The organism is Aeromonas sp. D3 (assembly GCF_027705025.1).
Classification (GTDB): Bacteria; Pseudomonadota; Gammaproteobacteria; order Enterobacterales; family Aeromonadaceae; genus Aeromonas; species Aeromonas salmonicida.
The window spans coordinates 31,404-43,771 of the sequence record NZ_JAPDBE010000004.1 but is presented as its reverse complement, the minus strand read 5'-3'; the positions used below and the strand labels follow the sequence as shown (position 1 = coordinate 43,771).

The following is a 12,368-nucleotide window of genomic DNA, read 5'->3' as shown; positions in this document are numbered from 1 at the left end:
CTTGGTGCAATTAACAAAGAAAATCATCTGCTTGGTGGCATTGTTGCCACTGGCTGGATGCGATCTGTTCACTGACAGATACAGGGTCGAGTTCAGGGATGGATCCTGGCGCGAGATTGCCATTACCCCTTTCTCCGACGAAGCCCGCTGGCTTGAGGGGTGTGCCACCGGCGAGGTGCTGACCGACATGACGCTGCCGCTGAAACGGGGCAAGGTGGTGGATGGTCGTGAACAGATGCTCATTGGTGGCGAGCTGTTCGAGCTCGACGATGACAACCTTTATCGCAGCAACGGCATGGTGTTTGGCCACACGCCGGATCATATCCAGCGCGGGCTCAAGGGCATGGATGTGTGCAGCACTATGCGTCCCGAGCGCGGTGGCTTGCCCAAGCTCAAGCCGCGTGGGTTCGGTGACTAGCTGTCGGGAGTGGCATCACGGCGTTGGCGGCAGGCGTCACCAAAGGCCTGGAAGATCTTGATGGAGTGGGGATTTTCGGTCGCCTTCCACTCAGGATGCCACTGTACCGCCAGCAGGAAGGGGGAGAGGGTGGGGGCATGAATGGCCTCGACCAGCCCGTCTTCGGCATGGGCCAGCGGCTCAAGCCCCTTTGCCAGCGTCTTGATCCCCTGTCCATGCAGCGAGTTGACGGGGATAGCAGGTTGCCCCATCAGATCTGCAAACCAGCTGCCGGGCACCAGTTCAATCTGGTGACTCTCCCCGTACTGTTCATCGACCGGATCGTCTGAATCTTCCCTGTGGTCGTCAAAGCCGGGTTCGCTGTAGACCTTCTGGTGTATGTCGCCCCCGAGGGCCACGTTGATCTCCTGCATGCCGCGACAGATCCCGAGGATTGGCAGACCGCGATCGAGAGCGGCACGTACCAGCGGAATGTCGAACAGATCCCTGTCTCTGTCCTGCTGCTTCTCCGGGGTAAGGTTCTCCTGGCCATAGAGGGCTGGATCTATGTTGGATCCGGCGCCGCTCAGATAGACGCCATCGGCCAGATCCAGGTACTGCGCCAGGTCTTCTGTTCCGCAGCAGGTGGGGACCAGTAGTGGCACACAGCCACTGATGTCCACCAGGGGGGTTATGTATTTGTGGGTCATCACCTGATAGGCATGACCGTTGCGGGGCTGGGCGCCCATTGTCATCAGTACGACGGGTTTACGCGGGGTGTGGGGGATGCGAGTCATGATTCACCTTGGCTATCCTTTGCGGTCCTGCGCCTTGGGAAGGCCCTTGCTGCCAGCGAGAAGGCAAGGGCATGCCTCAAGGCATGGTCGTGGGATCAGGGTCGTGCCGCAGTACCAGAATCGTCGGTCAGCCTGGGCAATGACGGCCTGGATCCTGATCTCAGTCTGCCAAGGCCGTTCAATATGTCAAACGAAATGATGCTGAAATGTTAATCGCCATGAGCAGCACACAGGCTTGAGTCCCTTTTATAGAGGCTTTGACGGGATGCAGTGGGTATGAAGGGGATACTTGTGGTGGATATATTAAACATCTGATCAGGTTGGCCGGATAGCAGAAGGGGCCCTGGTGGAGGCCCCTTGTTTGGCTCAGGCGTTCAGGATGAACCGCTCGATCACCTGGGCGACACCATCCTCGTCGTTGCGGCCCGTGATGTGTTGGGCCAGCGCCTTGATTTCATCGGTGGCGTTGCCCATGGCCACCCCCAGTCCTGCGTATTCAATCATGTGATGGTCGTTGCCTGCATCCCCCACTGCGATGACCTGGGAGGCGTCAAGGCCCAGATGTTCGGCCAGTGCGGCGACCCCTGTGCCCTTGTTGCTCTGCTTGTTCATGAATTCGAGGAAGAAGGGGGCGCTCTGCACCACAGTGTAGCGTTGGTACAGCTCGGCTGGCAGGCGCTCGATGGCGCGGGAGAGCCGGGGTGGCTCGTCGATCATCATCACCTTCATGATCTGTTCGTCGGCCGCCAGAGTGGCAAAATCGATCAGATTGATGGGCATGCCGATGAGGCGGGATTCGTGCTCTGTATAGGTGCTGACTTTGGGACTGATGAGGCCCTGACTGACCGAGAAGCCGTGTACGTTCACCTCCAGCTCGTCTGCCAGTCTGGCGATGGCGCTGGCGTCGCTTCCGGTGAGCAGTTGGCTGCGAATGATGCGCTGGTCGGCAACCTGCTGCACCAGAGCGCCGTTGTAACAGATGACGTAGTCATCCTGACCCGTGAGGCCGAGCTCTGCCAGATAGCGGCTCATCCCTTCCAGGGGGCGGCCCGAGGCAAGCACCACTGTCACTCCCTTGGCGCGGGCGGCGGCAATGGCGGCGTGGGTGCGGGGTGAAATCTGGCCCTGGGGGTTCAGCAGGGTGCCATCCATATCCAATGCGATCAGCTTGTACATCTCTCACTACCTGAAGTCTGGCTGGCCCGCCCTATGGGGCCAATGGGAGGCCGAGTGTAGCGAAAATCGCCGTCTGGATCACGGATTGACGGGATGGATTCCGAGTATTGGGCGCCCGCTCGCAAGGTGGAAGGGCGATGAGGAGAGGGCCGGTTGTCTCCGGCCTGGGTCATTTTTGCGGTACGTAAGGGGTCAGCTGCACCTGATCTTCGCGAATGGCAAAGTGGATGGGGCCATGCTCGATATCGACCCGACAGTGATAGTGGGCCATCTCCACCTCGACCCCGGAGAAGACCCGTTGGGTGGCGATGATATCCATCTCCGCCATCAGCTTTTGCAGCTCCTCCTGAGCTGCCTCCAGCTGCTCATCCAGCAGCTTGCTCTCCTCGAGATGCTTGGTACGGATCAGCTTTATCTTCTGCAGGGTCTCGGGGTTGCGTTTGTCGCTGGGCAACTGCAACAACTTGAGCAGCAGATCCTGCAGCTTGTCCAGCTGGGCCCGGCACTCCTGCTTGCGCTGGCGCAGGGCCAGCTCCTGCTCCTTGTGGGTGAAGTAGCCGCCAAGGATCTGCAACTTGGTGTGGTTGGCCGCTGAGGCGCCCAGAATGGGGGCCATGATGAGGCGATTGGCAATGCTGGTGCCGCCGAGCAGATGCCCTTTGCGCATATTGGTGTCGCCCACTTTGATGTCTTGCCCGCTGCAACTGTAACAGTGGTTGAGCTGGCTCTGGATCTGGATGTCGCCCCCTGCTTCCAGCTTGGCGTACTGGGCATAACTGGCGTGGATCTCGCCCTGGGCACTGAGGCGGCACAGGTATTCCCCCTGCTCGTTGCGCCGACCTATGATGCCATGGCGTACCGTTATGCTGCCGCCAGCTTCGATCTCGGCCCCTTCGATAAAACCACCGATGACGATGTCGCCACTGACCTTGACCTTCATGCCGGGCTGGACGTCGGCATTGACGATGAGCCCCCCTTCAAAGGTGATATGGCCGTGGCGAGCATCCACCTGCTTGACGCTCAAGACCTCATCTACCTTCATGCCCGCTTTTTCCTTGCAGGGGAGGCCGGCCCGGCTGGCAAGCAGCAAATCCGGATCGTCAGGGGAGAGACAAGTGCCATCGCCTGCGCTCATGGTGCTGTCTTTGCCATCTTTGGCGGGCAGATCCTGGCCCGTGACGGTAAAACCGGGCACCCCCTTGGTCGCAGGGTGGCGCCGCATCAACTGGGCACCGGCTTTGACCGTGACTATGGTGCCCAGATCCCGCATGTCGACACGGCCATTATCTTGTTCCTGGGGCTTGAGGATCCGCTCGGTGGGTGTCTCCACCAGCAGCTCCAGATGGGTGTCCTTGCCATTGACCGCTGCCTGGCCCAGCGCCACCGGCAACTTGAGCAAGGAGCCCGGTGCCGCCTCCCTGGCGGTCTGTATGGCTGCGGCAATGAGCGCATCCTGAATTCCCTGGTTGGCCTCGCTGGCCTGGATTGCCAGCTCCAGCTGTTCTGTGGTGAGACACTTGCCACCCCAATCGGCGGTTATCTGGGCGACAGCGCTCATCCGGTCCTTCTCAACGATCAGCGTGACACGGGCATCGTGGCGCTGGGCGATGGGCACAGGGTTGCGGGGCAGCGGGGCGGCCGGGTTGCTCAACAGGGTATTGAGCAAGCTGATGGCCTGCTTGATCCCCTCCGGCAGCGGCTGGTAGCGGCGACAGTTGGAGGCCTGCAACAACGCCAGGATGTTGCTCTCCGAAACGGGTTTGGTCAGCCCGGGCACGATGCGCAGACAGGCGTATTCCATATCGGCTGATAACAGTAACCACTCTTTGCTTAACACCCGGCTCCCTTACTCTCGTCATGATCCCCAGTGAGATCGCTTCTTGCTTCCATTTAATCGGCTTTTTATTAAAAACGCGAGTCATCAACATCACGCCGGTCTGCAGTATTCGGGTATTTCTCTTTTTGGGTCAACGCGCTAAGTACAAATGGGTGAGCTGGGACGAGGAAATCAGGGATGACAGCGGGTATGCTGACCACTCAATGAACCGGCTTGTCAGTGAGAGACGTGCCGGCCCAGCGCCCCGGAATGCCTTGTATCGGGACGAGATTGCAGGTCACGAGAGGAGTGTCGATCTTGCGTCATTGTCTGTTGCCTTTAGGCCTGTTTAGCCTGCTGACTGCCTGCCAGCCGCAGGTCTCTACCACGGCGCTCGGTACGCTGGAGCGGGATCGGGTGCTGCTGACCGCCACCGCCAGCGAGATTATCCGGGCCTTGCCGGTGGCCCAGGGGAGCATGGTGGAGGAGGGGACACTGCTGGCAAGACTGGACGATCGCCGCCAGCAGGCGGTGCTGGCCCGTGCCCGTGCCGGGGAGGCGCAAGCTCGTGCGGCCCTCGCCCGCATGACCAATGGCGAACGACCGGAGGACATTGCCGCCGCCCGTGCCAATCTCGACAAGGCCGAGGCCAATGTCAGGGAGAGCGAGCGCAACTTCGTACGCATCGACCGACTGGTGCGTCAGAAGCTGGTCAGCCCGGCGGATCTCGACAAGGCCCGCGCCCTGCGCGACGGCGCGCTGGCAGAGCAGGATGGGGCCCGCCAGCAGCTCGACAAGTTGGCCCGTGGCGTACGCAGCGAAGACATTGACGAGGCCGATGCGGCCCTGCAGGCAGCCAGTTCCGAGGTAGCGCTGGCCGAACGGGAGCTGGCGGATCTCTCCATCGTTGCCACTCGCAGTGGTCGGCTCGACAGCCTGCCCTATCATATCGGCGAAAGGGTGTCGGTCGGTGCTGTGCTGGCCGCCATTCAAGCGGATCAGGCACCCTACGCCCGGGTCTATGTGCCTGAGCCCTCCCTCGCCAGTTACCGCATCGGCCAGCCGGTGCGGGTGGTGGTGGATGGGGTGACCGAGCCGCTCACCGGCCGGTTGCGCTGGATCTCGAAAGAGCCGGCTTTCACTCCCTACTACGCCCTCAACGAACAGGACAGGGCCCGACTCGTCTATCTGGCCGAGATAGACCTGCCCGACGGGGCGCAGGATCTGCCGAGCGGCTTGCCGCTGCAGGCCGATCCCGGCGATGAGGGGCCTGCTCATGAGTGAGCTGGCGATCCGTGCCAAGGGGGTCAGCCGGCGCTTTGGCGATTTTCTGGCGGTGAACGGGCTGGATCTCTGCGTGCCCAGAGGGCAGATACACGGTTTTCTCGGCCCCAACGGCTGCGGCAAATCCACCACACTGCGCATGCTGACCGGCCTGCTCACGCCCTCGGCGGGAGAAGTGGAGGTGTTGGGTCTGAGCATTCCGAAACAAGCCGAAGCGCTCAGGCGCCGGATCGGCTACATGACCCAGAAGTTCTCCCTCTATGACGAGCTGACGACTTGGGAAAATCTGGAGTTTATGGGGCGCATTCACGGTATGGCTGGCCAGTCGCTGACGGCGCGCCTGCACGCGTTGCTGGAGACCTATGAACTGACGTCGCTGACGCGGCAGCGGGCCGGTGCCATGAGCGGCGGCCAGAAGCAGCGGCTGGCGCTGGCGGCGGCAGTGATCCACCATCCGGACCTGTTGCTGCTCGACGAACCCACCTCGGCGGTGGATCCGCAGAACCGGCGCGATTTCTGGGAGAAACTGTTCGATCTCAGCGAAGGGGGCACCACCATACTGGTGACCACCCACTACATGGACGAGGCGGAGCGCTGCCATGCGCTGGCCATCATGGAGGCGGGGCAGGTGCGGGCCCAGGGGTCGCCACAGGCGCTGATGGATGCCATGAGCACCCGGGTGGTGGAAGTGCAGACCAGGGACTTGCGGTTGCTCAAGCAGCAGTTGCTGCAGCTGACACAGGTGCGATCCGCCGCCCAGCTTGGCCAGCGGTTGCGGGTGCTGGTGGACAAGGAGCTGGCTGAACCGGTTGCCTGGTTGCAGCAGGCCTGCCCAGCGTTGGCCGGTGCCGCCATGGCGCTGGTCAGGCCCAGTCTGGAGGATGTGTTTGTCAGCTGTACCGGTCAGGAGCCAGGGGCATGAACAGTCTGCGACGGCTCTGGGCCATTACCCAGAAAGAACTCAGGCAGCTGGCGCGGGACAGACTGATCTTTGGCACTGTGGCTGTGATGAGCCCTGAAGGAGCGAGTCGATGAACAGTCTGCGACGGCTCTGGGCCATTACCCAGAAAGAGCTCAGGCAGCTGGCGCGGGACAGACTGACGTTTGGCATGGTGGTGATGATACCCCTGATCCAGCTGCTGCTGTTCGGCTACGCCATCAACACGGATGTGCGCCACATACCGGTGGGGCTGGTGGAGATGAGCCAGAGCGTGCCGGGACGGCTGCTGGTGGAGGCGGTGAAGGCGAGCCAGGTGGTGCGCATAGAACACCATTATGTGGGGGTACAGGAGGCGGAGGCCGCCCTGACCCGGGGCGAGGTGCGGGCCGTGCTGGTGCTGCCCCCTGACTTGAGCCGCCGCCTCAGCGCCGGTGAGACGGCGGGTCAGTGGCTGGTGGATGGCTCGGATACCATGATAGCCGGGGCCCTGCTCGGCCTTCGCAACATGCCGCTCTCGGATCTGAAACCGGGCCTTGAATCTGCCCCACCCACTTTCGAGACAGTGCTCTACTTCAATCCGGCTAGGCGATCTGCGGTCAACATAGTGCCCGGTCTGCTCGGGGTGATCCTCACCATGACCATGATCATGTTCACCTCGGCGGCCATAGTGCGCGAACGGGAGCGCGGCAATCTGGAACTGCTCATCACTACCCCGGTCAGCTCCATGGAGCTGATGCTTGGCAAGATACTGCCCTATATCGGCGTGGGGCTGGTTCAGGTGGCCATCATACTCGGGCTCGGCCACTTCATCTTTGACGTACCGATCAACGGGGCACTCAGTCAGGTGCTGCTGGCGACCCTGTTGTTTATCGCCGCCAGTCTGACCCTGGGGCTGCTCATTTCCACCCTGGCCCAGACCCAGTTGCAGGCGATGCAGATGACGGTGTTCATACTGCTGCCATCCATATTGCTGTCGGGCTTCATGTTTCCCTACGAGGGGATGCCGGTGGCGGCCCAGTGGATTGCAGAGGTGCTGCCTGCCACCCACTTCATGAGGCTGATCAGGGGCATAGTGCTGCGGGGAGGGGAGCTGTCGGAGTTGCTGCCGGATGTGTTCTGGCTGGCGGGGTTCACCCTGCTGGTGCTGACCCTGGCTGCCCACAGGTTCAAGAAGAGTCTGGATTGAAGCGTACGCCGATGCCAGCTTGCGCGGGTAGCGGCGTTTGATGCCTAGCTGCTGCGCTGCGTCGTTCTGGCCAGGGTGAGGTAGTCGCCGAGCACGGGCAAGCCTTGCAGGTGGCGGCGCAGCATGTCGAGGGCGGCGAAGGCGAGGATCTTGCGTCGGCTCTCGGGGTCCGGATGGTTGACTCTCACCGTCTGGCCGGTCTGCTGCCCATGGGCGCAGAGCAGCAGCGGCACGCCGTCAGCCCCCTCTTGTCCTATGGTCAGATGCAAGCCCACTGTGGTGCCGGGCAGCAATGCCAGATCGCTGGCAAGATGGGGGCTGTAGTGAGCCTCCAGCCGGGGATGGTCGTGGCAGAGTGCAAGCAGGGCACCCCGGCTCTCCCCCTCCAGCAGCGTCAGCGGTTTGTCTCCCAGCAGGGTCAGGATCTGCTGCGCGGGTTCGTCATTCCCGCGTCCCACCAGCCAGGGCTGGATGGCTGCGAGCAGCCGCGCCTCGGCGGCCTCCATGTCTGCCCTGGTCGCACCGTGGCCGATGAGTTTCAGCTCGATCAACGGCATGGCGGAGCGATAACCCAGCTCTATGCCTGCCGGCCAGGGCGTCGCATCCAGCATGTCCGAGAGGGCCGATTCCGAGATGCCGAAGCTGTAGAAACGGCGCAGCTCGGTATCGGTCTGCGCGCCAGCCAGCTGTTTGAGGCGCGGCAAGATCTGCTCGCGTACCATCTGCTTGAACTCGAACGGTACGCCCGGGGTGAAGAAGAGCTGACACGGGCCATGGCCGTTCATCTGACTGACCACGAAACCGCAGGCGGTGCCGACCGGATTGTCCAGGATCTCGCACCCCTGTGGCAGCCAGGCCTGCTTGGCGTTGCTTTGCGCCATGGGGCGCCCCCGACTGGCGTAGCGCGTCGCTATGGTGGCCAGCCATTTAGGGAACAGCGTTAGCGATTGCCCGAACGCTTCGGCTGCCGCCTGCGCAGTGAGGTCATCGGCGGTGGGGCCCAGGCCGCCGCACACCAGCACCACGTCGGCGCGGCTGGCGCTCTCCTGCAGCACGGTTTTCAGGTCGGCGAGGTTGTCCCCCACTGTGGCGCGGCGGCGCACCTGCCAGCCCTGATCCAGCAGCAGGGCGCTGAGCCAGGCGGCATTGGTATCCACCACCAGCCCAGTCACTATTTCGTCTCCGGTACTGATGATCTCGATACGCATGGGTGCTCCTTGGGCTGGGGAAGTGAACCGGGACGGCCATGCACCATGGCCGGGGCAATCAGGGTTTGGCTTGTTCGAAGTAGTAGCTGATCCGGGTGCGTGGATTGAGGTATTCAAACACGGCTGGCGGCAGTCGCTTGGGGTGGATTACCTTGGCGATGGACAGCTCGGCCTGCTGCAAATCTATGATGACAGCCTCCTGGCGAGGAATGCGAGGATCGTACACCAGCACAGAGGGGTAGAGCAGGCGGGAGGCATTGACCGACATCACCAGTCCCACCTGACCGTTGGAGAGCTGCACCACGCTGCCTGGCGGGTATATGCCCATCAACCGGATCAGCATGCTGAGGTATTCAGGGTTGAACTGGGCCTTGCGCTGCTTGTAGAGGCCGCTCAGGGCCGAGTAGGGCACCTTGGCCTGCAGGTGGCAGAGGTTGTCGTACTCGTTGATCAGCGACACCATCTGGGTAAGCGGGTCGAGTTGCCCACCCTTGAGCCCCTCGGGCCCGCTGCCATCCAGATATTCGTGGTGATGCAGCACGATGCCTTTCGCCTCGGCGGGGAAATCCTTGGCCAGATTGAGCAGATCCAGGCCGTAGCGTGAATGCTGGGCCATCAGGTTCTGCTCCGGCTTGGTGAGTGGTTCTGTCTTGCGCAGTATCTGGCTCGGGATCTTCAGCTTGCCGATGTCGTGGAACAGGGCGCCCATGCCGACCTGACGGATCTGGTCGGCCGACATGTTGCACTCCTTGGCCAGCAGCATGCTGAGTACGCTGACGTTGAGGGAGTGGAAGTAGAGGTTGTTGCTATCTTCGCTGTCGGAGACCAGGTGCAGCACCATCTCATCCACCGCCAGCAGTTGCTCCGTCATGGCGTTGATCAGCTCCTGGGCCTCGCCGATGGCGTTGAGGGGACGGGACTGGATCTTGCTCATGACGCTGCGTACCTGCGCCAGGGATTGCTGGAACTGCTTCTCGCACTGCTGCAAATCACGACGATACTGTTGCAACTGCTCGATGCGCTGCTCTTTATCCCGCTGCATCTCGGCCTGGCGCAGCGAAGTGTCCGGCACCTCGGCAGGCTGTGCCTGGATCTGGCTCAGTGGCTTGGGCGGCGCATCGCTCTTGTCCGGAATGATGGTGACCATCTTGAGCCCGAGCCGACGGATCAACTCTATCTCTTCTTCATTCTTGAGCTTGAAGCTGGAAAACAGGAAGGGGTGTTCGCGCCAACCCAGTGGCAGAGAGACGAAATTGCCGACTTGCAGTCGGTCCACGGAAATTTTGATACCTGTCATTGTCTTGGCTGCGAGAGACACACTGAGCCGTATGCTAGTCAAAGGTGGGGGTGAATACAAAAGGTATCTGATGACAGGCTGGGTGGCTTTGTTATAGGCTTCTGGATGTCCAGACATATTTACCGATGCAGTACAGGGAGTAAGCATGCCGATCAAGATCCCGGATCAGTTACCTGCCGCCGAAGTGCTGGGGCAGGAGAACATCTTCGTGATGACGGAATCCAGGGCCGTCACCCAGAACATCCGCCCATTGCGGGTGTTGATCCTCAACCTGATGCCCAAGAAGATTGAAACCGAGATCCAGCTGATGCGGATGCTCTCCAACTCGCCGCTGCAGGTAGACGTGGATCTGCTGCGCATCGACGATCGGGAGTCGAAGAACACGCCTCAGGCCCATCTCGAGAACTTCTATCACGATTTCGAGCAGGTTCGCGGCAACAACTATGACGGCATGATCATCACGGGGGCACCACTCGGGCTGGTGGAGTTCGAGGAGGTGGTCTATTGGCCGCGGATCGTCGAGATCATAGAGTGGTCCCATCAACACGTGACCTCGACCCTGTTCCTCTGCTGGGCCGTACAGGCGGCGCTCAAGGCCCTGTATGGCATGGAAAAGCAGACCCATGGCGAGAAACTGTCCGGTGTCTATCGCCACCATCGCCTCGATGAGAACGAGCCGCTGCTGCGTGGTTTCGACGACGAGTTCGTGGCGCCCCACTCTCGCTATGCGGCCTTCGACGGGGATCTCATCCGTGCCCACACCGACCTGCAGATCTTTGCCGAGTCCGAGGAGGCGGGGGTCTACCTGGCGGCCACCAATGATTGTCGTCAGGTATTTGTCACCGGCCACCCTGAATACGATGTGCTGACCCTGGATGGAGAGTATCAGCGGGATCTGGCGGCCGGGCTCGACCCCGTCATTCCGGTCAACTACTACCCGAACAATGATCCGGCCCAGCCGCCGCGCGCCAGCTGGCGCAGCCACGGCCATCTGTTGTTTTCCAACTGGCTCAACTATTACGTCTACCAGCTCACCAGCTATCGAGTGGAAGATATCGGCAAGGTATTTACCTACCAGCAACCCAAGTAGGGCGAGCGGTCAGGGTCAGTCGGCCTGATCCAGCCTCGTGGCCAGGGCATCCAGCCATTGGCGATGCGCCGGCAGGGTGAAGGCCTTGGGCCTGTGGGCCTTGATGGCGGCCATGGCCTCCTGTTGTGGCTGGCCGAGGGAGATCAGCAGGGCGGCCGCGACCAGACCTGTGCGGCCGCTGCCCCCCTGACAGTGGATGACCAGATGCTTGCCATCGTGCAGCAGCGCGCTCAGTTGTGGCAACGCCAGCTGCCAGGCGTGTTCGAAGGTGGCATCGGGGGCCTGATCGTCTTCGATGGGCAGGTGGAACCAGCGCATGCCTTCCTGCTCGACCTGACGACCGAGGTGCGCCAGATCCAGCTCTGCCAGCTCGGTGGCGGTCATGAGCGTCACTACCCCGTGGGCACCGGCAAACCTCAGCTGATCCAGTGCCAGTGGCAGCGGTACCTGCTGGGTGCCGGGGCAGGGGGTCAGCAGCAACTGGCCATCGACGCGGGGCACTTCCTGGCTCCAGAAGGGATGAGACGAGTACATAAAGGTCCTTATGAGGCCTGCAAGGGGGAGGGGGCCTGATATGGCCCGGCTCCTGAGTGCGCCAAAGCATAGGGGGTGCTGCCTCTATGTCAATCTGCGTTGTGTTCGGCCCGGTTTACGGGCAGAGTCTAAAAAATTGATCGGTTCAAGGAGTTAAGATGAGAAACCTGGATCAACTGGATTTGGATATCCTGGCCCATCTGTTTCGCGATGCGGGCATGACCAACAAGGATCTGGCTGCCCTGGTCGGGGTGGCTCCGTCCACTTGCCTGGAGCGGGTGCGCAAGCTGCAGCAGGACGGGGTGCTCAAGGGGGCACATTGCGAAGTGGATCATCAGGCGCTGGGTGGCCATATCCAGGCCATGGTTTCGCTGCAACTGGCGCGCCACAGCCGCCAGATCATCGATGCCTTCCGCGATGCCATACTGGCGTTGCCCGAGGTGATCAGCCTGTTTCACATGGGTGGCAAGGATGATTTTCTGGTGCACCTCTGCGTCGCCGATACCGAGCACCTGCGCAACTTCGTGTTCGATCACTTCACTTCACGGGAAGAGGTGGTGCACCTCGAAACCTCGCTGGTGTTCGAGCACAGATTCAGCCGTTCCCTGCCCTGTTTCCTCAATATCTGATGGCGTGTCTCGCC

General features: G+C 61.5%; 12 protein-coding genes. 6 read left to right on the top strand and 6 right to left on the bottom strand.

Features of this window, described 5'->3' with window-relative positions; translation table 11 throughout:
- Positions 1–4 precede the first annotated feature (4 nt).
- Complete coding sequence (locus OKC28_RS04045; protein WP_192873393.1) at positions 5–418, top strand: hypothetical protein; 414 nt, start codon at positions 5–7, stop codon at positions 416–418.
- On the opposite strand, the gene OKC28_RS04040 is transcribed toward OKC28_RS04045, so the two are convergent.
- The 3 genes from OKC28_RS04040 to OKC28_RS04030 form a co-directional block, all read right to left on the bottom strand.
- Positions 415–1,194 (bottom strand): gamma-glutamyl-gamma-aminobutyrate hydrolase family protein, encoded by a 780-nt coding sequence (locus tag OKC28_RS04040; protein WP_212540526.1) that lies wholly within the window; start codon positions 1,192–1,194, stop codon positions 415–417. The genes OKC28_RS04045 and OKC28_RS04040 overlap by 4 nt on opposite strands.
- A gap of 366 nt (positions 1,195–1,560) precedes the next feature.
- On the bottom strand, positions 1,561–2,370 hold the full coding sequence (gene yidA / locus OKC28_RS04035) for a sugar-phosphatase (RefSeq protein ID WP_270687612.1): 810 nt from the start codon (positions 2,368–2,370) through the stop codon (positions 1,561–1,563).
- Positions 2,371–2,539: 169 nt separating this feature from the next.
- Positions 2,540–4,207: a DUF342 domain-containing protein gene (locus tag OKC28_RS04030; protein WP_333562726.1), complete on the bottom strand. Its 1,668-nt coding sequence runs from the start codon at positions 4,205–4,207 to the stop codon at positions 2,540–2,542.
- Positions 4,208–4,495: 288 nt separating this feature from the next.
- Between OKC28_RS04030 and OKC28_RS04025 the strand changes: the two genes are divergently transcribed.
- From OKC28_RS04025 to OKC28_RS04015, 3 genes are all read left to right on the top strand, one after another.
- Complete coding sequence (locus tag OKC28_RS04025) at positions 4,496–5,470, top strand: HlyD family secretion protein (protein ID WP_270687610.1); 975 nt, start codon at positions 4,496–4,498, stop codon at positions 5,468–5,470.
- Positions 5,463–6,392 (top strand): ABC transporter ATP-binding protein, encoded by a 930-nt coding sequence (locus OKC28_RS04020; RefSeq protein WP_021138954.1) that lies wholly within the window; start codon positions 5,463–5,465, stop codon positions 6,390–6,392. Before OKC28_RS04025 ends, OKC28_RS04020 begins: the two co-directional genes overlap by 8 nt.
- Before the next feature lie 109 nt (positions 6,393–6,501).
- Positions 6,502–7,596: an ABC transporter permease gene (locus tag OKC28_RS04015; protein ID WP_058394822.1), complete on the top strand. Its 1,095-nt coding sequence runs from the start codon at positions 6,502–6,504 to the stop codon at positions 7,594–7,596.
- Between the two features lie 44 nt (positions 7,597–7,640).
- On the opposite strand, the gene OKC28_RS04010 is transcribed toward OKC28_RS04015, so the two are convergent.
- Positions 7,641–8,804 (bottom strand): CinA family nicotinamide mononucleotide deamidase-related protein, encoded by a 1,164-nt coding sequence (locus OKC28_RS04010; protein WP_270687607.1) that lies wholly within the window; start codon positions 8,802–8,804, stop codon positions 7,641–7,643.
- A 58-nt stretch (positions 8,805–8,862) separates the two neighbouring features.
- Positions 8,863–10,101 (bottom strand): HD-GYP domain-containing protein, encoded by a 1,239-nt coding sequence (locus OKC28_RS04005; protein WP_021138957.1) that lies wholly within the window; start codon positions 10,099–10,101, stop codon positions 8,863–8,865.
- Positions 10,102–10,246: 145 nt separating this feature from the next.
- Between OKC28_RS04005 and metA the strand changes: the two genes are divergently transcribed.
- Positions 10,247–11,191 (top strand): homoserine O-acetyltransferase MetA, encoded by a 945-nt coding sequence (metA, locus tag OKC28_RS04000; protein WP_270687605.1) that lies wholly within the window; start codon positions 10,247–10,249, stop codon positions 11,189–11,191.
- 15 nt (positions 11,192–11,206) lie between these two features.
- Here the strand turns inward: metA and OKC28_RS03995 are convergent, their stop codons facing one another.
- Positions 11,207–11,725 carry a cyclin-dependent kinase inhibitor 3 family protein gene (locus tag OKC28_RS03995; RefSeq protein ID WP_212540520.1) on the bottom strand — a complete coding sequence of 173 codons (519 nt, stop codon included), beginning with the start codon at positions 11,723–11,725 and terminating at the stop codon, positions 11,207–11,209.
- Between the two features lie 158 nt (positions 11,726–11,883).
- Here OKC28_RS03995 and OKC28_RS03990 point away from each other — a divergent pair, with 158 nt between their 5' ends.
- Positions 11,884–12,354 carry an Lrp/AsnC family transcriptional regulator gene (locus OKC28_RS03990; RefSeq protein WP_021138960.1) on the top strand — a complete coding sequence of 157 codons (471 nt, stop codon included), beginning with the start codon at positions 11,884–11,886 and terminating at the stop codon, positions 12,352–12,354.
- Positions 12,355–12,368 lie beyond the last annotated feature (14 nt).